Origin of the sequence: Echinicola marina (genome assembly GCF_020463795.1) — a bacterium.
GTDB lineage: Bacteria > Bacteroidota > Bacteroidia > Cytophagales > Cyclobacteriaceae > Echinicola > Echinicola marina.
On record NZ_CP080025.1, the window covers coordinates 3,957,842 to 3,981,390 of the forward strand.

The window sequence follows — 23,549 nt, forward strand, 5'->3', positions numbered from 1 at the left end:
CTATGAACCTTATAGAATTTACGGGCCATTTCCCAGATGAGGAAAGTTGTGAACAATACATCAAGAAATACCGTGAGAAAAGCGGTATACGGTGCAAAAACAGTGAGAAGATAACCCGACACTATTGGTTTGCCAACGGCAGGTTTTTCGAATGCAGCAGTTGTCGGAGACGTTCTTCTCTTAAATCAGGGACGGTAATGGAAAACAGCAAGCTTCCGCTCCGTATCTGGCTATTGGCCATGCTGTTTATGTCGGCGACCAAGAAAGGGTTTTCCTGCCTTGAGCTCCAGCGGCAACTGGGGCTTAGCCGATATGAGACCACTTTCCGTCTGATGCACAGGATACGGTCAGCCATGGGACAACGAGATGAGCTTTATATCCTCAGTGACATGATTGAATATGACGAGTGTTATATGGAAACCGTACAGGAGAACCAGATCTTGGGTCAGCTTAAACGTGGAAAAGGCAGCCAGAAACAGACCGCAGTAGCGGTGGCGGCCGAATCGGTACCCTTGGAAGACCTGGATTCCGGGCAGAAAACAAAGCGCTGTGGCTATTTCAAAATGAGGGTCATGGACAAAGTGGACTGCGAGAGTGTCAATGCCTTTATCCGGGCCAATACCGTAGGGGATGTGGTACTGTTTACAGACAAGAACACGGCCTACTCGAAAATAGAGGAAGTGGTGGCCACCCATTTGGCCGTTCCATCGGGAAAGGAGTCCGTAAACGACACCTTAAAATGGGTACACAAAGCAATCAGTAATCTTAAAAGAACCCTGTTGGGGGTATATCACATGATAACTTATAAATATTTACAGAACTATTTAAATGAGTTTGTTTACAGATTGAACCGAAGATATTTTGGCAAAGGACTCTTTGAAAGGCTCGTTATTGCGGGCACTTACCCATACGTGCAGTAAAACGGATACACATATAATTTTATTTGGTGGTTTTAGAGGGGAAAAGGGTAGGGTCTGCCCTGCAAGCTGGCTACTCGCTAAAAACAGTCACTGACTGTTTTCTTTACACTCGTCCCTCCTATGGATGCTCCCATGCCTCGTTAAGGAAATTGTAGTATTAAGCTTATGCCAGATAAATATTTAACCCTAAAATAGTTTTTTCGTATCTTTCTAAAAAAGCATATATAAATGATCGATTATAAAGCCTATATCACCATAGATCCAAATATCCGTTTTGGAAAGGCCGTAATAAAAGGAAGCAGAATAGCTGTTTATGATGTACTTAGCTGGCTAGCCAATGGGATGACCTATGAAGAGATACTGGAAGATTTTCCCGAAATAAAGAAGGAACAGATTCAAGCCTGTCTTGCCTATGCTGCTGACAGGGAGCATAAAATCAGGGTGGCTTGATGAAAGTATTGTTTGACCAAAATGTTTCTTTCCGGATAGTTAACCTGTTAAAAGATAATTATCCAGAAGTCAAACAGGTGCGGTTGCTAGGCTTGGAAAATGCCAGTGATTTGAAAATATGGGAATACGCAAAAGAAAATGATTATACAATTATCACTTTTGATGCGGACTTTTATGAACTGGCAAATATAAAAGGTCACCCACCCAAGATCATATGGTTGAGAATGGGCAATACCACGACCAAAAGCATAGCAGAAAAAATGATTAGCATGCAATCTGTGATTACTGATTTTATATTATCCGATGATCAAGAAGAAATCGCATGCTTGGAAATCGATTGATTTCTTTACACAAGACTTTCAATAGTATCCAACTTAGCTAGACGATAAAGGAGCTCTCGACTATGTGAGGTATGCCTCATTCCCCTAATATTCTAGAAGTATATAATTCAGTTCCCGCTCTACTGCCCTTCGCAAAAGTTTATTGGATTCATATGCTTTGAAATCCCTTTGATCACCAAGAAGCTCATTGATGGTTTCGATGGAGGTAGCAATATCCAAAAGGTATTTTTTGACATTATGCTGCATATAGAAGCTGCTTAGTTTTTTCCACTCCCTCAATAAAGTATGGATTGCTGAGTGACCTTTCTGTAATCAGGTCGACTTTTCTGGAGAATAGATATTCTAGCTCTTCATGAAGACCAAAGTAATTATCTGTGTATTTTTCGAAGGGTAATTCTTTAAAAGCAATTAATATGTCTATATCACTTGATTCATTAAATTGATCAGTAGAAGCTGATCCAAAAATATGCATGGTTTTTATTTCGTACTTTTTGCACAAAGCGATCAGTGCCTGCTGGTTGTTTTTTATTAAGTCCACCATATCGTAAAAGTTTAACTCAAATATAAGCAATAAAGTTTTAACTGAATAGTTGGTTATTGTTGCTTAGCATAGTAATTACCTCTTAAACGAGAGTGCCTGCCCTGCAAGCTGGCTACTCGCTAAAAATAGTCACTGACTGTTTTCTTTACGCTCGTCCCCCTATGGATGCTCCCATGCCTAGTATACCTCTAGTATACTATACGTTTACTTTTGGCTAAAATCTAAGAAAAGGTGGTACTTTTTGAAGAGGTTTTTAAGGGTAATATACCCTAAAAAAGGGCAGGTTCCACCTTAATGAATGAAGCATGTATGTTCATCCTAATAATCTTGGTATTTGTGATTTCTGCAGTGCTGAACGAATAATAATCTAGGGTTACTGGTTGTAGAAAAGAGGGCAAATAGAGGGATGTCGGAGAACCGGCCAACTTTTTGGATATATTAACTATACATGGAATACCTAGCATTTGACAAAAAGGTAGAGTTTTGTGCTAAAACTAGAATTTTTTGTATTTTTAGAAAACAAGATTTTGACCGAAGGGATTGTGTATTTTAAGTAGGTATTTGGGTATGTCCGAGCTGTTTTAGGCAATGAAGTACAAAATCGCAACCGGAAAAAGATACAGTATTCTTTACTTTAAGGATTAAATAATTTTTGAATCGAAAATAACTTTTAAAATCAAAGCCATGTCTTATCAAATTACTGTTAAAGGAAGTTTATCATTTAACCATTCCAGTGATATTACTGCATCCGTTAAATTGTGGGAGGCGAATAATAAAGCTTCGATCGGGGAATATATTGTGACAGCAGAAATGAAAGGTGAATTTACCATAAAAGCTACTGTTGAATCAGATGGTGTTATCCTCTATATTACCGCAGAACTGGATGATGCTAAAGTGGTAATGCTGTCTGTACTTTCGCCTAATTTTCGGGAGGATATAGCAAAGAATGGGGTAGTGGTGAATGAGCTGACCACAGTGGCCTCCGCTTTTACCTGTGCCCAGTTTTTTAACGGACTTCAGTTGTCGGGAAATCTACATGGAGTTACGATCGCTGCCAAAAACACCCCCAATCTTGTCAATCCTGTCACGGGCTCCTGGGGTGATGTGTTAATGGACCCATTCAACATCACACAGAATGAGACACTGGCACGGTTGAATACACTTTCAGCACTAATTACCGCTTATGGTACGGTACAGATAGAGGGATCTGACTGGCAGGATGAATTTTTAGAATACGCCACACCGTTAGCTGGTAAGCGGCCAGAGAATACTGCAGAAGCGATGATAGGTATTGCCCAATCTCCCTGGGCACATCCAGCAGATTTATATCATCTTTTTGATAAGGCCTACCCACAGCCAAAAGATGGTTTCCCTGCAAAGCCCAACAGTAAGGTCCCCGTCAGCCGAAGGAGTTCTCCTTTTGTACCTTATTTAAGTTTTGCCCCTGCAGATTTTGCTATGATTTTGGCTTTTGGCCAAGGTGGAATCTGTGCACCCGGAAAGCTCTCTTTGGATGAAGAGGGGAATTTGTGGACCGGATTGAACTGGATGCCAGGGGCACAAAATGGCGTTTATCAAGGTATAGGAGGAGGGCTGGTCAAGCTTGATTCGACCGGTCGATTGCTGTCCCCGCCAGTTACCGGTTACACGGGAATGGGGGTGGACGGCGCAGGCTGGGGAACGGCAGTCACCAAAGATGATACCTGTTGGGTGACGAGTTTTAACGGGGCAATTGGTGCATACCGGCTGGAAGACGGTGCTCCTGTAGTTGACAAGGTTCCTGCAGACCTGGGGGAAGCCTTAAATGAAATCGGGGGGCTGCAAGGCATTGGGGTAGCACCGAATGGTGATATCTGGATTGTAGCGACCTCATCCAATAAGATGCTTCATTTCCCTGAAGGGGATCTTTCCAGAGGTAGGGTTGTGGTGGATAAGGATCTTAACGACGCTCTTTCTGCGCCATTTGCAGTTTCGATAGATGATGCTAATCGGGTCTGGATCAGTAATACGAATGGTAAATCCTTGGTACGCTATTCTCCTTCTGAAAAAAACACACCGGTGGAACGTTTTATCCTTGCAGGTGGGGGACGTGGTGTGGCCCTTGATTCTAAAGGGAATTGTTGGGTAGCCTGTAATACAAGCCCAGACTTTCCTTCTACAACTCCTACAGACGGCGTCTCTATAATTGAAGGATTTGCCCTTGGCTATCCTCACCTTGAACAAACCGTAGGACGGAACCATAAAACCGGTTCTGTTTTTATGGTTCCCTCTGATGCCGATCCAAAGGACATGGTTGATAAAAGCACTCATGGGTCTAATTTGAAGGGTTATGGAGATGGTGAACTGAATGCACCCTGGGGGGTATCAGTTGATGGAAATGATGATGTTTGGGTGGCCAACTTTATGGGCAGAGGAGTATCATTCATGACCGGAGCTTCACCGAGCGGGCGTACGGAAGCGTTTAATACAGGAGATGTGATTCACACCATTTGTTCCGGCAGTATTCAGATGCTGACTGATGTGGTCGTTGATCAGGCAGGGAATATATGGTGTGCCAATAACTGGAACCTGCCCCAAACTGTAATGGAAGCGAAACCGGATCCCGCCTTTTCAACATGGGGAGGAGGTTCAGGTGTATTGGTAATTTACGGAATAGCTAAGCCAGTTCAGACTCCTGTTATCGGTCCGGTTAGCGCAGTTAAAGATATCTAATGGTGAAGACGGTTAGGATCCGTCCCACGCAAACGGGAGGACAGCTTCGATGCCAATTCCTGAAAACGGGTAGTAGTAATGAGGGGCCGGATGGTGGAAATGTTTAGGGAATATCCTGATTTTATTTTGTAGACATGGAAGGGGGAATCACCTCTTAAACGATAGGGGCTGCCCTGCAAGCTGGCTATTCGCTAAAAACAGTTACTGACTGATTTTTTCAGGCTCGTTACTTCTATGTGGGATGTTTTATTTGTTTTGGGGATTCTTTGGTTTTGAAGGAAACATGAATTGTCAATAGGGTTTGTAATGAGTTTTAAACCCAAGAAAAAGCCTCATCATAAGGAATTAGGGATATTAATTATATTTTTCGATCGTATTGGTACTTTGCAAAATACCCTGAAATGGGTATTTTTTGTAAGGAATGCTTTGGTTATTTTTAGTAAACGAAAAGAAAATGAGATATATACTTTTATTGCTTGCCATAATTATGTTGAGCTGCCAGTCTTCGAAGGAACTCCACTATTTTAAGCAGGGAGAGAATTATTATAGGCTAAAAATCAAGCAGCTAGCGTTCCTGTCCAGTTCCCGGTATATGTCGGGAGCATTTGATGAAAATGCCGTGGACTATTATTTCGGTGAAATAGCCAGACCCGATTCTGCTAAAGTGGTGGATAAGCCTTTAACAAAGCTTGATCCAGGCCAAAATGAGGAGTCTCTGAGCAACAAAAAGATGCTCTTTTTGCTGTCAACGAATTCCGATATCGTAGCCGAGCAGATCGGAGGCTATGCAGAGAATGAAAGGGTCTTGGAAATGGTGGCCAAACTTGCCAACAAGGAAATAGTAAGGGAGCAGGCCAAGTTGAGTGCCCAGGAGGAAAGCCTTCTTGACCAAAAGGTGCATATGCAGAATTTGGGAGATGAGATTATTTTAAATCTTGACACAGCAAATTTGGAAAACTCCAAAGCCTATATTGAGCTTTTTTTAGGCTATTCCAGAAACATACGGCTCCGATAAGAATCATTTTTTAATTTAAAACTTATGATCATGAAATATATTATCAATTCGTTCATTGTTCTGATCGCCGTGGTTTTGATGACTTCATGTTACTCCAGTATGAGGATGACGGTGGATGTGTTTGACCATTTGGAATTTAAAGAATCGCTGGAATACAAACAGCACCAGGTTAGTGAAACCAAAGCTAGGCTGGAGCATAATTTAGGAGTAACCGGAAGTAATAAAATCGTCAATGATGTGGAAAAAAGGCTGAATGTGCTGATTTCTGAAGTGGGAAAAGATGTTATTGCCAAAGAAAACAGGACGTATTTTCTCCAGGGATATGTCGATGCTTTTAAAAGCGCCTTGTCTGAAGCCCATCAGGCTTATTATGAGGCATTGGTAGAGTTGGACAAAGGAGAGGTAGGCGATGAAAAGGCTGACTTCACAAAAGTTAAAGCCTTGGAAATAGAAGCAGAAAGTTATTTAAGGGATTATGCCGGTTTAGTCGAAAGCAGTTTTTTGAGGGACTTAAAAAATATTCTCGAGGCCAACGGCCAAGCAGGACTGGATTTAGATGAGAGGGAAATCAGTAAGGTGATAGAAAAATTTGATTATGAAAAGGTTCTTGCTAAAAACCTGAGCACCTCTTTTGGGGGCTCAATTTCATCGGATAGATATGCTTCTTTGATCGCCAAAGCTCCCGGGAAATACTGGAGGAAGTACAAAACCAATGTGGATATCCGGGACCCTGATTATGAATCCAAAAGTGACGGGGTAAAAGCAAGGTACAACAAAACTGCTGTTAGGACTTTCTTTGGCAATGCGGATATTGCCGTCAAGATGGAGTCTCCTGGATCTTTTACCGTGAAGGGAGTCCGGATGGATGCTGGCGAATCGATCAAAACATCATTTAAAGTACTTAATCAAGGGATCAAATACCTCACCTATGCTTCAGGGATACCCATAAGCAATACTTCTCAAGGGGAAATTACGGGGACTGTCCCTGAGGAAGAGTCATTGGATTTGACAAGTGAGCTGGATAATGAACTGAAAAGCCAGCAGCTGAATGAGGAAGAGAGAGCGTTTCAACGGGAAACTGCTGCATTTATGGCAGTGCTTAGGAGCCAAAGTCTTATCATTAACGGTGATGATGCCGATAATGAGGAAAAGAAAAGAGCCATATTGGTCATCAAAAAGGCATATGCGGTTTATAAGAAGCAGTTAAACACGGAATAAAAATAAGGGATATGAAATTTAAAGTTGGTGATAGGGTAAGGACCATTAGGGATTTGACATTTGGAGAGACAGTCCTAAAAGAAGGCAATAAGGGCACCGTCAAGATAGTAGGTGGTGGTATGATAGCATATTATATTATTGCCTTTGATAATTTCAAGGAAGTTTTTGTGATCGAAAAGGAGTTGGATCGAATCTAAAGACCTGGCAGTAGTACTAGACTGATTATAAGGGATGGTAGGTATGGGTAAGGAGGAGCCTTCATTTTAAAGGCAAGTTTAATGAATTCTTATGCTTGGGTTTTTATAAGGACATTTAATTATGGATACATAAATGTAATTCTATGAATAAGAAAAATATCATCATGTTTATTGCGGCAATTTTTATAGTTATAGCAGGATATGGCCAAAATAATGTCAAAGTACGTGACATCAATATCATTGGTACAGACAATATCGCTACTGTTGTGAAATCCTCACTCAATTCTATTCCCCATTTAAAGGTAGGAAGTGTAACAGGTAGTTTTGCATATTTTTCTGATTACAGGCAATATGGCGAAGATTATGAAAAAACAGGTACACCTTATCTTGTACAATATTATGCAAAAGGACAACTTATTATTGATAATGTAGAAGTAACTATGCCAGATGGATCGGTCATCAGATATACCTATAACGGAAAGGGACTAACGACTAGCCACCCAATGTTCCCACCGGGATATTACGGGCATAACTTTAGCAGGGGATTATGGATAGATGGTGGTTCAAAAAGTAGCATAAGCGGCAGCACGAATAATTTTTCACAAACTGTTGTAATGTACAACGATGTTATGTCAAATCCTTATATAGAAGATTTGGGCAGCGAAAGCATCGATAGAATGATCAAAGCTGGTATAGACCAAATTAGTATAAATTGTACGGCAATAAATGTTGTATCTATCGGCTATTGGAAAGAAGACGTTGAATGGCTACGTGATGCCTATTCCAAAAAGGTGAATACTCAACAAAACAATAACAGGATCACTGATAATTCCAATTCAATAAACAACCAGGGCAATAATAATATACGGGGAAATAATGCCAATTCTTACCATCTAAATACACTAAACAGAAACAGGCAAAATAATTCTTACAACAACCTTAATAACACACCTGAAAGGCAAAATTACAACAACATAAGTAAACAATTTAACCAATTGTACCAAAACAAGGGGGCTGTCGAAGAAGAAGATGGAGAAAGAGAAGAAACGGGTAGAGAAAGGATGATTAGGGAGGAAAAAGAACGGAATGAACGGGAACGGATTGAGCGTGATGCACGATTAGCAGAAATAAAAAGGAAAAACAACCTTGCTGAAAGCAGAAAAAATGTGCTCAAACATTTCCCTATGGGAGAACTTCCCGCTTCTGCTACAAAGGTAAACAGTAACATGTTGTTTTATTTTGTTTATACGGGTGCTTACGACTTCAGTGAAGAGTCACCATATATTTATCTTTCCAACGTATTTGCCATAGGGCAGTACCCTGACGGAACTTGGCCTATGAAAACGACCATACAAGAGGAAATAAGTAAACTTAGTGAATATTCAGAGTACATACATGGTTATTATACTTCGGAGAAGGAAGCACAGGGGGCTTTAAACAACTTTAGAATTAGCATGACAAGCACAGGGGTTAGAATAAAAGACATTTCATACCCTGGCAAAAATACCAAAGTACAGCAGCAAAACACTTCCGGCAACAAACAACAAACTTTGGACTATTGGGGAAATCCGGTAAAAAGGATAAACGCCACAAGCCCGCAAAAAACACAAATGCAGCAACAAGAAAAGAAAGAGATTAAATTGGATTATTGGGGCAACCCGATTAAAGAATAAAAATCAATGAGATATACATTTAAAAGTATCGTATTGTTTTTCCTTTTTGTTTGCGGCAGTATCGCCGCACAGGCACAGGGTACCATAGACAAACTCAAATTTGAAGAGGCTGAGAAAGACTACGAGAATTATAAATATTTCGATTGTATTGCCAAACTCGAAGAGCTGGAACAAAAAGGGTTGAAAAATCCCAAGACCCTCTATTTAAAAATTCTAGCCAAAAGCCATTTTGTAGTAGGAATTTATCGATATGACAAAATTTATAAAGGATTTGAGACGGCCAATGGTTTAAGAAATGAATGCGAATTCTATTTATCCAATTATGATATTGAGGGCTTGGAAGATAAATACAAAAAGATTTATGAGATAAGTCAGTATCTTAAAAGTCTTCCATCAACTTCACAGGAATGGAATACAACTGTGAGTAAACAGAAACACAACGAGTCCAAAGCCAAAGAAGTAATTGTCCAAGCTTTTTGCAATAACTTAATTGAAGTAAAGAAAGGAAACCTATATAGAAATCCCTATTTCGTGAAAAGATATTTCCCACATAGGCTGTCAGACGTGGAAATTTTACGCACGGCCGAGCTTCATAATTATGATCCTAAAGTAGACCAGAGAATAATCGAAATGGACTACGATTATCAGGTTATTAATCAACCAATAACAGCAGCAGTTTTATGGGCAATAATGTCAAATGATAATAGTTACTGGGTAAATTATCTCAATGAAGGAAGAATATCAGTTTATATCAACCATGGTAAATTAGGAGATCTTACCGTTTTATTAGATCTCAAGACTGGTTATCCAGTAGGTCAAAGCCCATATGCTTTGACCTTTGACCAAGTCATGGATTTTATAAGCTTATTAAATGGGAAAACCAATAAAATATTTGATGTTATCACGGAATCAGAGTTAGAGTATGCATTGAGAGGTGGGCATAAACAGCGGGTAGATACTATAAAAAAAATTATAGGGGGTAATAAACGAAAAGGCTTCCAATATCAAAATTACTATGTGTATGAATATTATAAATATCCTTGTACCACATTTAACAGACCAAATGAGGATGGTATGAGCAGCCCAAATGAATTGGGTTTAGCCATTGATTTCAAATCGATGTCACCAGCTTTTCAGGGGGCTTTGAATAAAGAAGAGTATGGTGTTTTCTTTGGAAAATCCTCTACAATAAAGAGGGGGAAAGGTACATTGGGATTAAAATGGGGCTCTCAACTGGACTATTCATCTCAAAGCATAAAAGACGAAAAAGGCTTTTTCTACCTTGTCATAAGGGGAGAGAATTAAAACATCTACTTCCTTTTGATGGGGATGGTGGGGATACAAGTATTTGGCCGGGAACAAGGTGCTACACATTCAGGCAATGGCACCTTTTCCGTTTCAAATGACAATTATGGCTCTGCTACGGTACACTACGAATACGCTTTTAAGGGTACACAGGTTAAAATTAAAATAACGCAAGTGGTTGTGGGGTAGGTTGTTGTGATGGGAATAAACGAACCGGAACTATTCCATGAATTAAGAAAAGGGGGCATATTGCCCGTTATACAACAAACATGGGCAGGTGGATCAATTTTCGAATACCTTTAGAGACTGTAATCTAAACTCTGTCTGAGACTTTGAAAATCAATTAAAGTTTATAAGATAGAGGTATGAGAGAAGAACAAGAATCAGCATTTAAGAAGAAAGTACTGGACCAGTTTTTATCAGGAGAGTCCCTTTTCGGCAAGGACGGTGCCCTGTCGCTGATGTTAAAGGAGTTCTTGGAGGAAGCCCTCCAGGCGGAGATGGATGCCCATCTTCGGGACGGGGATGCGGGCCGCAGTGCTGGCAACAAACGTAACGGCAAGGGCAGCAAGCGGGTGAAGAGCAACCTGGGCGAAGTGGAGATCGATACCCCACAGGACCGGCACAGCAGCTTTGAACCGAAGATCGTCGAGAAGCGCCAGCGTATCCTTGCCGACAACCTTGAGAAGCAGATCATTGGGATGTACGGGCTGGGCAGCAGCTTACGGGACATCTCCGGGTACATTAAGGACATGTACGATACCGAGGTCTCCACGCAGGTGATAAGCGATATTACCGACCGTGTTGTCCCGAAGGTCAAGGAATGGCAGAACAGGCCTTTGGAAGAGGTTTATTGTATCGTATGGCTTGACGCGATGCACTTCAAGGTACGTGAGGAAGGGAAGGTACGCCATAAGGCCCTGTACAATGTACTGGGGATCAACCGTGAAGGGAAGAAGGAGGTACTGGGCATGTACCTTTCCGAAAGCGAGGGGGCGAATTTCTGGCTACAGGTGCTCAGCGACCTGCAGCACCGTGGAGTACAGGATATCCTGATCGCCTGTACCGATAACCTTAAGGGCTTTCCCGAGGCGATCGGGTCGGTTTTCCCGAAAGCAGAGATCCAGCTCTGCGTGGTCCACCAGATCCGGAACAGCCTGAAGTACGTGGCCAGCAAAAACCAAAAGGAGTTTGCCGGTGACCTGAAGAAGATCTATAAGGCGGGACAAAGGACCTGGCCGAGTCGGCACTACTGGACCTGGAAGAAAAGTGGGGGAAGAAATACCCCATAGTGATCCGTTCCTGGAACGACAACTGGGAGAGACTGAGTGCCTTCTTTGCCTATACACCGCCCATCAGGAAGCTGATCTATACCACCAATGCTGTGGAAGGCTTCCATCGGCAGGTCAGAAAGGTCACCAAGACCAAAGGGGCATTTACCAGTGACATGGCACTTCTAAAGCTGGTCTATCTGGCCACACAGCGGATCGAGAAAAAATGGACGACCCCTTTACAGAACTGGAGCTTGACAGTCCAGCAGCTGGCCATTAAATTTGAAGGGAGGCTCCGGTTGGATATCAATACGGAAACCTGATTATTTAGTGGAAATTTCCTTTCCCTGGGGCTAGCCCCAGGGAAAGGAAAGGACAGAGTTTAGCTAACACTCCCCCCGTTATACAACAAACATGGGCAGGTGGATCAATTTTCGAATACCTTTACCTTTTTTTGGCTGATTATTTTCTAATTTATTAAATGGTTTTTCATAAATAATTTCCTCACCTTTCGCTTTTGCCTCTGCAATTTCTTTTTTACCCACTTTTTCCACTTCAATAGTTTCCTGAGCCCAGCACAACGGCACCAGAAACAGTAGTGGTAATATATAAGATTAGTTTTCCTTTCATATTTTTAGTTTTAAAGTTTACTCTCGAACTTCTTTTCCGGATTTGTCTATATAAAAAACTCTATCATTGAGCTTTACTGTGGTTTTTCCGCTACCGTTATAAAAAGGTTCTGCACCATCGTAAATTAAAGGGATTACTTCTTTGCCTGTTTGGTCTACAAAACCAACTTTATTATCAAGCATTACCATTGCTAAACCATCTTGAAAAGTTTCTACTCTATCATATTTTAATGGAACTACTTCTTCGCCAGATTTACCTATGAATCCCCATTTTTGATTAGATACTACCATAGCCAATCCATCATTAAAAGCCCATGCAAAGTCATATTTTAATTGAATAATTTCAGTTCCGGCATTATTTACAAAGCCATATTTTCCCAATTGATCTTGTGCTGGTTGGAAATCGTAGCTACTTTCGTCAAATTCCCACGTTCCACCCATATTTACAAGTGCAAGCCCTTCAGAAAAAGAGTTTGCCATGTCATATCGAATTTCAATGATTACTTTCCCTGTATTGTCTATAAATCCCCATTTACCATCCATTTTGACAGCAGCCATTCCTTCTGAAAAAGAACCAGCAAACTCATACCTTACAGGAATCACTTCTTTGCCAGATTTATCAATATATCCCCATTTATTGGAAAGAGCAATTTGAGACAAACCTTCGGAGAAACCTTCATGACCAATTCCGTCAAATTTTAAAGGTATAGCTTCCTTTCCTGTTTTATCTATAAATCCATATTTTCCATTTAATACCACAGGAGCCAGACCATCTGAAAACTCACCAATACCTTCATATTTGAAAGGCGTAATTTCCTTTCCTGTTTTATCTATAATACCCATTTTATTATTGAATTTCATGATAGCTAAACCATTTGAGGAATGAAAGCTTTCATATTTTAGGGGAATAACCTCTTTTCCCGTAGGGTCAATAGAACCTATTTTTTCGTTTAGCATTACCACAGATAAGCCGTCTAAATATTCGGAAAAAGGACTAACAGCATCATATTTCGGTGGAATGATTTCCTTACCGTTTTTATCTATAAAACCAAACTTTCCACTAACGCTTACATAAGCCAAACCTTCTTTTGAAAACTTGCCCATTTCATCGTATTGGTCGGGTGCTATACCTTGTGCAATTTGAGAACGTATTTTTTCCTGCTGTTTTTCCTCTATCTCTTTCTTATCAATATAAAATTCTTTACCATCAAGTTTCACTTTGGCTTTTCCACCTTTAAAAGGTTCGGCAAAATCATATTCTAAGGGTACTACTTCCTGCCCTGTCTTGTCTACAAAACCATACTTTTCAGTATGTTTGTCAGTTCTTACAGAATAAGAATAGAGTCTTACAACCGCCATTCCTTCAGAAAAAGAGTTATCTTTAATATAACTATACTTGAAAGGAATTACAACCTTTCCTGTTTTATCTATAAAACCGTAATTACCTTCGTCGTTTCCGACATAAGCCAAGCCTTCAGAAAAAGGATAAGCATCATCATATTTAAAAGGAATGACTTCTTTCCTTGTTTTGTCTATAAATCCCCATTTACGGTTCAATTTCACAGGAGCCAATCCTTCCGAAAATGAATAAGCCCAATTATATTGTAAAGGAATTACTTCTTTTCCCGATTTATCTATAAAGCCAATTTTAATATTGTCTAGACCATAACCAATATATACCAATGCTAAACCTTCGGAAAAATCCTCAGCACCATCGTATTTTAGGGGAATTATTTCTTTACCTGTTTTATCAACAAACCCGAATTTAGAAAAATTCATATTAGTTTGATTATCATAAGCTGTAATAAGGACTCTCGCTAATCCTTCTTTTGAAAAATTTCCTATAAAATCGTACTCTCCTGATTTCCTTTGAGCAAGCGTTTCACTCATTATACCATCCCGACGATTAGCTGTTTCATCTGCTTTTCTTTCTCTATCTCTTTTTTCTCTTGTAATTTGTTCTCTTGCAGCTTTCCACTTTTCTTCTTCTGCTTTACCAGCCGCCAATGTCTTATCCCAATAATCCGCAGATTTTTGTTGGTGTTCTCGTGACTCTTTTCTTAAGGATTCGGAAACTTGGTCAATGGCTTTATTAAATTCACTATGTGCATTGTCTATCGTTGCTATTTTTTGCTGGGTTGCAGATACGTTGTTATACCTGTATGAATTGTTGGTATTTTGTGTGCGGTCGTTTGACGTTTCCCGCTCTTTTTTGCCTTCGGCAATTTTGTCGTCTAATTCTTTTTTGGCTTTTTCGTCTTTTGCGGAATTAAAAACATTTATTCCGTCCACAACAGCTTTTACCTTTTTATCATCAAACTTCACATCAAGAACCTGAAAACCGCCAATCGCAAAATTCGGCTTTTCACCTGCAGGAACATTAATGGAAATATCAAATTTGCGGTTCCCATATATTTCCAACTCTTTCGTATAGGAACTTCCATTGATGCTCACAGTAATGGTCATCGAGCGGATAGAGCCGCTAAAAAAGGAGGCATTGGCATTGATAGTGTTTTTATAGTCTGGTGGAACGTTTATAGTCTGTCCGTTGTACCGGATTTGCTTCACCAAATTCTGTTTATTTTCACTAACCGGAATTACGTTTACAGTACTACCTTTTGGTGTATATTTCGCCCCACTTCGCTCGTATGCTGGAATAACAACTACCTCAAACTTTTGAGAAGTTACTTCCCAGCCGTTTCCAGTAGGCTTCACATCAACGGTAAATTCCGCTTTGGTTGACGACTGCCCAAAAACCGTTAGGTTCGCCAAGCAAAGTAGGAGCACTGTAAGTATATTTTGTAGTTTTGTTCTCATAACTATTTAAGTTTTACTATTTAACTTCTTTACCGGTTTTGTCAATATAAAATTCTCTACCATCAAGCTCTACTTTTGCTTTGCCGTTAGAAAAGGAATGGGCAAGGTCGTATATTGGTGAAATTACAAACTGTCCCTCTTTGTTTATAAACCCCGATCCCTTATCATCAACCAGTACCACTGCCAATCCTTCTGAAAAAGATTTTGCCCAGTGGTATTTAAAGGCAATTTTCACTTTTCCGGTTGTATCTATAAATCCCACCTTATTATTCTTATTATCTAAATTCCTCGAACCAACCATAGCCATTCCTTCAGAAAATGAAGATGCAATATCATATTTCAACGGCGTTATTTCTCTGCCGGTTTTATCAATGAAGCCACATTTTTCATTAGGGTAGCTTCCTATTTTTACAACAGCTAAACCGTCTTTTGAAAACTCATCCATATAATCATATTTTGGAGGAACAATTTCTTGCCCTGTTTTATCTATTAATCCATATTTACCGTAATTAACACCAACTTTAACCATTACTACTGCTACCCCATCGTCTGTAAACTCACCAGTATAATCATATTTACTTTCTTCTCTATTTTTTAGGGCTATTTCTGCCAGCTGTTTTCTTTCCTGCTCTCGTTTATGGTACTCTTGTTTTACTTGTTCTTCTTTTGCATTGAATTCTTCTTCTTCCTTTCTGTACTTTTCTGAGTATTCTTCTGTTAGTGCTGCTACTCTGCCTTCCATTCCTTCCCAATAATCTCTGGATTTTTGCTGGGCTTCCTTTGTCTTTTGCCGAGATGATTCAAACGCTTGGTCAATGGTGTTGTTAAACTCACTATGTGCTTTGTCTATCGTCGCTATTTTTTGTTGGGTTGCAGATACGTTGTTATGCCTGTACGAATTGTTGGTATTCTGTGTATTGCCTGCAGAGGTTTCCCGCTCTCTTTTGCCTTCGGCGATTTTGTCGTCTAATTCTTTTTTGGCTTTTTCGTCTTTCTTTTGGGCATATTCCCCAGAAAGCTTTTGCACAGTTTGGTTTGAGGGGTCTAATTTATAAGCCTTGTCCAAAAGGGGTTTGGCTTTTTCCAAATCGCCGCTCCACAATGCTTTTTGTGCTTCGGAAAGCAAATCAGTTACCTGCTTTTGTTTTTCATCGGCTTCTTTTTTGGCTTGTTCCTCTTTTTCTTTCTCTTTTTTGGCAGTGTAGAGTATGCGGTCTATTTCGTTTTTCAGGTCGGAAAGGTATAGCTCTGTAACTTTGTCTGCACTAAAGCCTCCCTCTTCTAACCAAAGGACTTTATTAGGATGTGTTTTTTTCCATTCCGTTTCATATTCTTTTGTGTCTTCGTCAAAATCAAAAGAAACCTCATCGCCCAAACCGTTGTTTAAGTGCAGTATCTTTGGGCTTTTGGCGTAACGATTAAAAGAATACCCTCTAACCATATTAACATAAGCTCTTCCTTCTACATATACGCCAAATGTTTTAGGACTATAACCGGAGTATCGCCAAAAATCTATCCCTGCTTTTTTCAACGCTTCTTTTTCTTCGGGTGTGCAACGATAGTTTTTTAGAACAAGTGAAGTACCTTTCCCCTTTAATGTTGTCCCAAAACTATGACGGGAAGAGGTAAAGTTCACTTCACCCGAAAAGCCGTCTATATCGGAAAAATCAACTTTGTGGGTTTGTGTTTGTTGCCCGAAAACCGTAAGGTTTGCAATGCAAAGTAGGAGTACTGTAAGTATATTTTGTATTTTTGTTGTCATAATTAAGTTTTTAAAATTTTACTCTTTTAATTATCACATAATGGGTTTTACTTTGTACTCTTTGGCAAGTTCTTCAAAATGTAATTACTATAGATATTTAAGCCGCATCTGTGCCAAATCATACCAGATACTTGTTGATGGAATTTTAGAATAAAAATACCTTGCCACTTCTACATCTACATTCTCTTCGTTAAAATCGGTAGGTCTCAAACCTAAGATGGCTGTATTGTGTATAGCTATGGTATTTCCTTTTAATTCAATGAAACTCTTACTGTCATTACCAGAAAAATATAAACCTCCCAAAAAATAAAAGTCGTCAATGTTTTCAGGTTTCTTTTCGGATGGCAATTCTATGCGAAATACTTCTCCTCCAAAAACATCTGCCATTCCATAATGATTTCCATCCCTAAACCAAGTCATATTTTCTTCATTGAACTTGGTTCCAATTTCATCATATTTTATGGGAACAACTATATTGTTCCTTGCATCTACAATCCCTTTTTTGTTGTTGATAGTTATTAAAGAAAATGCATTATTCAGCATTTCAGGTTCTTCATCATTTAACGAAGGATTCTCTTTTTTTAAAAAACCTTCCAAGAACATTTCCTCACTTGTAAAAAAAACACCGTCGTTGTCATAATAACCTTGTTCTGTTCTAAAGCCTAGCTTATCATAAAGTTCCAGAGACTTGTTTTCGATTGGAATTACCAGTTCTCCATTCTGGTTTATCACTCCCCACCTTATATCATGATAATTTTTAAGATAGGTGCTTCCACTAGCTATAGGAGAAAGAAATTCATCAGGCATTTTTTTGAGATGATAATCTGTATACTCATCAAAGTTTACTTCCTTGAAGGAAATTTGATACCAATCATCCTTAAAAGGAAATATCCAAACATTAGTACCGTCTTCACCGATAAGACTATGTCTTGCGTATATTACACCCAACTCTTTTTTAACCGGAAAAATGTCCTTATCAGAGGTATATAACATTAATGTATGTTCTTTTCCATCAAGCGTTAAGACATTTTCTACCATTTGTCTGGGTGAGCTTGAGAAAGGACTGTTCATGTTCCCCCTATATCCCATATATATAGGGATAAGCTCTATGTCAAACTTTTCCTTTATCTGGGATGTCGTAAAATTTCTGCCTTCTTCGTTATTGTTCCTGCCGATAGGCTTTATGGTCCATTTATCTCCCAGCTTCAGTATTATTTGATAATTGGGACAATACCAGATGCCATCATATTTAATCTCCTCGGAAACTGAGCCATCCGACAAGACCTCTCCCCATTTATCGTTAATTTTAACCAAAAAACGAGGAGAAAGGTCTTTAAGCGAGTAACGGTTCTCCGAATAATCTTTTTTGGTTAACGAAAGAGCTTTTATGTCATCAAATTGAGGAAGGTAGATCGGCTCTGCATAATCATTTAATATACCATACTTTCCTCCCTTCTTTACAACATACAGATGGTAGAAATATCCCCCCTCAACCGATTTGTCGACATAGGAGCCTACATGCCTGGTTTTTTTCTCAAAGTAGGGCTTTTTTGTAGGGTCATTGGAACGAACAGGGACTTCTGTTTCGTAGCGTATAATTCCATTTAATACCGTAAATCCTTTGGAGAATGATTTGCCAATGGATTCGTGATAACGACTGTCATAATTTTCGATAATCTTTGTTTTAATGGATTCTTCAAATTCTTGCCTGTTTTTGGCTAATTGTACTCTATAATTGTCTAAAGCCTTGGCCTTTGCATCAAAATTTTGATTGGCCCGTTGTATTTCCGCCACCCTTTCCTGCTCTTTTCTATTATTGGCTTCGACAATATTATTTATCAGTTCGGTTGCGGCATCTACTGCTGCTCCTACTCCCATCTCTACATTGGCGATTTCGGCATTGGTCGCCAATGTTTGGTTAAGATAATTTGAAACTGCTGGGTTATAGCGTCCTCCACTTATCATTTGCGAAGTTTTAAGTGCTTGTATATTCCTCCCGTCTCTATCGGCAAAGGCTTTGTAATTTCTTAATTGGGAGCGAACATTCGGGTCGTTGAGCAGAGCTGGGGTGGCATCGGTCAATGCTTTCAGCTCGTCGTAGAGCTGGCGGTTGGTTTTGGGATAGTAAACGGTTTGGGCACCTTTTCTACCACTTTCCTTTGGTTCCGTGTCCGTATAGTTGTTATCGCTTTTTTCTTCTTTTACAGCACTGTTGTCGGAAGAACCGCCACTACCGTCCGAAGAGGTCTCTGATTCTTTGGCTTCGGTTTCCTGCATTTTTTGTTCTGCCTTTTCTTGTTCCTCTTTTTGTTTTTCCTTTTTGGCAGCGTAGAGTATGCGGTCTATTTCGTTTTTCAGGTCGGAAAGATATAGCTCTGTAACTTTGTCTGCACTAAAGCCGCCCTCTTCTAACCAAAGGACTTTATCAGGACGTGTTTTTTTCCATTCCGTTTCATATTCTTTTGTGTCTTCGTCAAAATCAAAAGAAACCTCATCGCCCAAACCGTTGTTTAAGTGCAGTATCTTTGGGCTTTTGGCGTAACGATTAAAAGAATACCCTCTAACCATATTAACATAAGCTCTTCCTTCTACATATACGCCAAATGTTTTAGGACTATAACCGGAGTATCCCCAAAAATCTATCCCTGCTTTTTTCAACGCTTCTTTTTCTTCGGGTGTGCAACGATAGTTTTTTAGAACAAGTGTAGTACCTTTCCCCTTTAATGTTGTCCCAAAACTATGACGGGAAGATGTAAAGTTCACTTCACCCGAAAAGCCGTCTATATCGGAAAAATTAACCTTGTGGGTTTGTGTATGTTGCCCGAAAGCCACGCTGCCCGCAAAGCAAAGTAGGAGTACTGTAAGGGGTATTATAAGGTTTTTTGTGTTCATAGTCCTCTGTATCTTATATTTGTTTTATCCATATAAGTGGTTACGGGCGTAAGTTCAGCATTTTTCAAAGACAGAACAATACCCTCCATAGGGTATTGTTTTGGATAATTTTATAAGTTTTTTCTCGTTTTTTGTAACTTGAAACTCCCTAAACGATGAAAACCGAACAGTAGATGGATAAACTCATACTAAAAAAGGCAGGACATATCTGGAAAGAAATCGGACAGCATAAAAAGCCCGAAGAATTACAGATAGAGATAGAAATCTACAAAAAAATGCTTAACCTTTTTCAGGTGGGCGATTATTGTTACTTTGTCTTCAGTCCGCCAGAATTTAGAATTGAGCATATGAACGAGTCCGTCACCAAATTGCTGGGCTATTCAACAGAGGAATTTAACTCGCAAAAATTTTTAGAAACTATTCATCCGGACGATATACAGCAATACTTGAATTTTGAAGCGACCATTACCCAGTTCTGGCAAAGTCTGTCACCCGAGAAAGTGTTTAAGTACAAAACCCGCTATGATTTCCGCATTCGTTGCAAAGACGGTATGATAAAAAGGCTTTTACAACAGGTAGCAGTTATCCAAAGTGATGATGGTGGGGCGGTACTGCGGACCTTCTGTATATTCACGGATATTACCGACCTGAAACAAAGCAACAAGATGGTGCTGTCCATAATGGGATTGGAGGGCGAACCTTCATATATTGACATACACCCTGTTCAGGCACTGATTCCACACAAAAGTATTCTCAGTAAAAGGGAAATACAGGTTTTCCGACTATTGGTAGATGAATGTCAGTCAGCAGATATTGCCGAAACACTAGGTATAAGCCCGCATACGGTAGCTACCCACCGTAAAAATATTTTTAAGAAAACAGGCACTAACTCGGTTATACAGTTGGTAAAGTTGGGGTTGGAAAAGGGGTGGATATGATTTGCATCTACAGTAATTAAAATGGGTATATTTGCTATGGGCTGACGGAAACGTGTTGAAAAGCAAAGCAATAAACACCGTTACCAAATCATTACCTTACTATCTTTGATTATCCACTTAAGAGCCTTGTATTCAACTAAAAGGGCTTTTTCCTTAAAACTTTAAAATATTATTCCCAGAAGGAATAAATTTGTTGAAACTTTCAACTATCACATGAACTTAATCTAAGCATCTAGCTGTCATAATTATCTATCCCGAAAGGATGAGTTAAGTACCATTACCAACTATTCTAGGGACATTAATCCTCGTTATTCCGGACGAATTATCATCTTGTAAGCTGGTAGTAGGAAAGAGGAGACATAGAGGGAACATCGAGGAGACGTCGTGGGAACGTCTAGGGAACGTCCAAATTTTATTTGGTGGTTTTGGAGGTAAAAGAGAGGGGCCGCCCTGCAAGCTGGCTACTCGCTAAAACAGTCACTGACTGATTTCTTTACGCTCGTCCCCCTATGGATGTTCCCATACCTAGTATACCCCTAGTATACTATACGTTTACTTTTAGCTAAATTTTTGGAAAACGTGGTACTTTTTGAAGCGTGTTTTGATTGGTTGAATACCCTATGTAGGGTATTATGATATTTGAAATAATTATACCTAAAAATGAAATCTATTTACCTTTAATTGGGTTTTAGTCCAAATACCTTTGTGAAAAAATAAAACAAAGGACTATGATATTCAATAACTTTAAGTTAGGAAAACTGGAATTATCCAATAGGATTGTAATGGCACCAATGACCCGTACACGATCAAGCAATGGTATAATGACAGACATGAACGCTGAATATTACCAACAAAGGGCATCTGTCGGACTGATCATTACAGAAGGAACCTCTGTTTCTGCATCATCCATGGGGTACCTTTACGTGCCTGGCCTATACAATGCGGCACAGACCCAAAGCTGGAAAAAGGTAACGAATGCCGTTCATGAAGAGGGAGGGAAAATATTCACCCAACTTTGGCATGTGGGAAGGGTAGCCCATATTTCTAATCAACCTAACCATTTTGACCCTGTGGCACCTTCGGCAATACAGGCAAAGAACAGCACAGCATGGGGAATAGAAGATGGTGAGGAAGGTAGGGTGCAGGTATCCGTACCTCGTGCATTGGAAACTGCGGAAATTAGTGAAATTGTCAAGGATTATGTTGCAGCTGCAAAAAATGCTATGGAAGCCGGTTTTGACGGGATTGAAATTCATGCTGCCAATGGATATCTCATTGACCAGTTCTTAAACCCGTGCACGAATCTACGTAAAGATGCTTATGGTGGTTCCATTGAGAAACGGGCACGTTTTGCTTTGGAGGTAGTAGATGCGATAGCTACTGTGATTGGGTCTGATAGGGTGGGCATTCGGTTTTCTCCATTTGGTACCCAGCATGATATGGCAATATTTGATGAAATTGAAGATACCTATCAGTATCTTGCCAGTGAACTATCAAAAAGAGGAATTGCCTATATTCATCTACATGACCAAGGTGATTTATATAGGGAACATTATGATTTCATCAAAAAATTCAGAAAATGGTATAGTGGAAATATCATTTTTGCAGGATTTTTAACCAAAGAGAGGGCATTTGCAATGATCGAAAAGAACCTGATTGATCTTGCCGCATTTGGCCGTCCATTGATAGCAAATCCAGATCTGGTGGAGCGTTTTAAACATAACTATCCATTGGCAGAGGGCAAAAGGGATTTATATTATGGGAATTCTCCAGAGGGATATATTGATTATCCCAAATATGAAAACAGTCACGAGGTTTTGTGACTACTAAATTGTAGTAGTTGATTTTCCTGTCGAGGTAACAAGCGAATAGTAAGACCAAGTCCTATCCTATTCGCTTGCTCTCCTTGGGAGGCATGTGGTTTAAAGACAATAAATCATTGAAAGGTAAATTTTATTAGCTCGAAACAAATTGATTGATAAAATAGCTGACCATGGCCATATTAAAACAGTTTGACCCTTTGATTATTGAGGAGGTAGAGGAGTCTAGCTTCAGTTGTTCTCATCATTCCCACAGCTATTATGAAATGGTATATATCAATTCCGGTGAAGGAAAACATTTATTCAATGAGGATGTTGTGCCATACGAAAGGGGAAATCTATTTCTGATCGCTCCTGGGGATTATCATTCTTTTCAGATCGATGAGCCCACACACTTTATTTATATTAAGTTTACTGAGTCCTATTTTGAAAGCAAGCAGCATTTGGCACCTGATGAATTCCGTGTGGGATCTCCGGAAATCCTAATGGAAATGAAATGGCTGAAAGAGGTAAAGATTTGTATCAAACCACCATGTGACAACATCTTGAAGTCAACAGTACATAATCTGGTGGCATATGCCAGTTCCCTGGATGCAAGCAATTCCCCGATTGTTTACTACCAGCTACTGAGTATTTTTGGGATGATTCGAGAGATTTTAAGGGAAAGAAACCTAAACCAAAGTATGAATGGGGTAAACTTTGAAAAATTGCTTTCCTATATACATGAAAATATCTACGATAGAAATAAACTTGGGGTCAGTAAAGTGTCCAACAAATTCAACATTTCCACCACCTATTTTAGCAATTACTTCAAGAGACACTTTAATATTTCCTACCAAAGTTATCTTGATCAATACCGTGTGTCGCTGATAAAAAAGCGCTTGGCAGTAGGGGGAGTGAAATTAAAGGAAATAGCCCTGGAATTTGGATTTACTGATACCAGTCATCTGACCAAGACCTTTAAAAAGGTGACAGGTCTGACACCAAAACAATACAATGGACAATAGAGCCTGTTCCATTGGAAGCTGTCGGGAAATTGGGCAATAGG

At 39.6% G+C, this 23,549-nt stretch carries 18 protein-coding genes and 1 pseudogene; 13 read left to right on the forward strand and 6 right to left on the reverse strand.

Features of this window, described 5'->3' with window-relative positions; all coding sequences use genetic code 11:
* Nucleotides 1-2 precede the first annotated feature (2 nt).
* The 3 genes from KZP23_RS15820 to KZP23_RS15830 all read left to right on the forward strand — a co-directional run bounded on the left by KZP23_RS15820 (nt 3) and on the right by KZP23_RS15830 (nt 1,711).
* Complete coding sequence (locus tag KZP23_RS15820) at nt 3-920, forward strand: IS1595 family transposase (protein WP_226332760.1); 918 nt, start codon at nt 3-5, stop codon at nt 918-920.
* Between the two features lie 228 nt (nt 921-1,148).
* Complete coding sequence (locus KZP23_RS15825; RefSeq protein ID WP_226332761.1) at nt 1,149-1,370, forward strand: DUF433 domain-containing protein; 222 nt, start codon at nt 1,149-1,151, stop codon at nt 1,368-1,370.
* Nucleotides 1,370-1,711: a DUF5615 family PIN-like protein gene (locus KZP23_RS15830; protein ID WP_226332762.1), complete on the forward strand. Its 342-nt coding sequence runs from the start codon at nt 1,370-1,372 to the stop codon at nt 1,709-1,711. The genes KZP23_RS15825 and KZP23_RS15830 overlap by 1 nt, the downstream gene beginning before the upstream one ends.
* Nucleotides 1,712-1,795: 84 nt before the next feature.
* On the opposite strand, the gene KZP23_RS15835 is transcribed toward KZP23_RS15830, so the two are convergent.
* Both KZP23_RS15835 and KZP23_RS15840 read right to left on the reverse strand, forming a co-directional pair.
* On the reverse strand, nt 1,796-1,957 hold the full coding sequence (locus KZP23_RS15835) for a hypothetical protein (RefSeq protein WP_226332763.1): 162 nt from the start codon (nt 1,955-1,957) through the stop codon (nt 1,796-1,798).
* A complete protein-coding gene (locus tag KZP23_RS15840) occupies nt 1,947-2,252 on the reverse strand; it encodes a nucleotidyltransferase family protein (RefSeq protein ID WP_226332755.1) in 306 nt (101 codons plus the stop codon). The genes KZP23_RS15835 and KZP23_RS15840 overlap by 11 nt, the downstream gene beginning before the upstream one ends.
* A 684-nt stretch (nt 2,253-2,936) precedes the next feature.
* Here KZP23_RS15840 and KZP23_RS15845 point away from each other — a divergent pair.
* From KZP23_RS15845 to KZP23_RS15875, 7 genes and pseudogenes are all read left to right on the forward strand, one after another.
* A complete protein-coding gene (locus tag KZP23_RS15845; protein WP_226332764.1) occupies nt 2,937-4,964 on the forward strand; it encodes an NHL repeat-containing protein in 2,028 nt (675 codons plus the stop codon).
* 454 nt (nt 4,965-5,418) lie between these two features.
* Entirely contained in the window at nt 5,419-5,979 is a 561-nt protein-coding gene (locus KZP23_RS15850; protein WP_226332765.1) for a hypothetical protein, read from the forward strand.
* Nucleotides 5,980-6,009: 30 nt separating this feature from the next.
* Entirely contained in the window at nt 6,010-7,197 is a 1,188-nt protein-coding gene (locus KZP23_RS15855; protein WP_226332766.1) for a hypothetical protein, read from the forward strand.
* Between the two features lie 11 nt (nt 7,198-7,208).
* On the forward strand, nt 7,209-7,394 hold the full coding sequence (locus tag KZP23_RS15860) for a hypothetical protein (protein ID WP_226332767.1): 186 nt from the start codon (nt 7,209-7,211) through the stop codon (nt 7,392-7,394).
* A gap of 143 nt (nt 7,395-7,537) precedes the next feature.
* Complete coding sequence (locus KZP23_RS15865) at nt 7,538-9,067, forward strand: hypothetical protein (RefSeq protein ID WP_226332768.1); 1,530 nt, start codon at nt 7,538-7,540, stop codon at nt 9,065-9,067.
* Nucleotides 9,068-9,073: 6 nt separating this feature from the next.
* A complete protein-coding gene (locus KZP23_RS15870) occupies nt 9,074-10,372 on the forward strand; it encodes an outer membrane protein assembly factor BamD (protein ID WP_226332769.1) in 1,299 nt (432 codons plus the stop codon).
* Nucleotides 10,373-10,737: 365 nt separating this feature from the next.
* Nucleotides 10,738-11,966, forward strand: a pseudogene (locus KZP23_RS15875) (IS256 family transposase).
* A gap of 78 nt (nt 11,967-12,044) precedes the next feature.
* Here KZP23_RS15875 and KZP23_RS15880 read toward each other — a convergent pair.
* The 4 genes from KZP23_RS15880 to KZP23_RS15895 form a co-directional block, all read right to left on the reverse strand.
* Nucleotides 12,045-12,188, reverse strand: a complete 144-nt coding sequence (locus KZP23_RS15880) for a hypothetical protein (protein ID WP_226332770.1) — start codon at nt 12,186-12,188, stop codon at nt 12,045-12,047.
* Between the two features lie 102 nt (nt 12,189-12,290).
* Nucleotides 12,291-15,089 carry a WG repeat-containing protein gene (locus tag KZP23_RS15885; protein ID WP_226332771.1) on the reverse strand — a complete coding sequence of 933 codons (2,799 nt, stop codon included), beginning with the start codon at nt 15,087-15,089 and terminating at the stop codon, nt 12,291-12,293.
* 16 nt (nt 15,090-15,105) lie between these two features.
* A complete protein-coding gene (locus KZP23_RS15890) occupies nt 15,106-16,851 on the reverse strand; it encodes a WG repeat-containing protein (RefSeq protein WP_226332772.1) in 1,746 nt (581 codons plus the stop codon).
* An 87-nt stretch (nt 16,852-16,938) separates the two neighbouring features.
* Nucleotides 16,939-19,743: a WG repeat-containing protein gene (locus KZP23_RS15895; protein WP_226332773.1), complete on the reverse strand. Its 2,805-nt coding sequence runs from the start codon at nt 19,741-19,743 to the stop codon at nt 16,939-16,941.
* Between the two features lie 173 nt (nt 19,744-19,916).
* On the opposite strand from KZP23_RS15895, the gene KZP23_RS15900 reads away from it, so the two are divergent.
* The 3 genes from KZP23_RS15900 to KZP23_RS15910 all read left to right on the forward strand — a co-directional run bounded on the left by KZP23_RS15900 (nt 19,917) and on the right by KZP23_RS15910 (nt 23,508).
* A complete protein-coding gene (locus tag KZP23_RS15900) occupies nt 19,917-20,681 on the forward strand; it encodes a LuxR C-terminal-related transcriptional regulator (RefSeq protein WP_226332774.1) in 765 nt (254 codons plus the stop codon).
* Between the two features lie 728 nt (nt 20,682-21,409).
* Nucleotides 21,410-22,504, forward strand: a complete 1,095-nt coding sequence (locus KZP23_RS15905; protein WP_226332775.1) for an alkene reductase — start codon at nt 21,410-21,412, stop codon at nt 22,502-22,504.
* A 170-nt stretch (nt 22,505-22,674) separates the two neighbouring features.
* Nucleotides 22,675-23,508, forward strand: coding sequence for a helix-turn-helix domain-containing protein (locus tag KZP23_RS15910; RefSeq protein ID WP_226332776.1), 834 nt, complete (start codon nt 22,675-22,677; stop codon nt 23,506-23,508).
* Nucleotides 23,509-23,549: the final 41 nt, after the last annotated feature.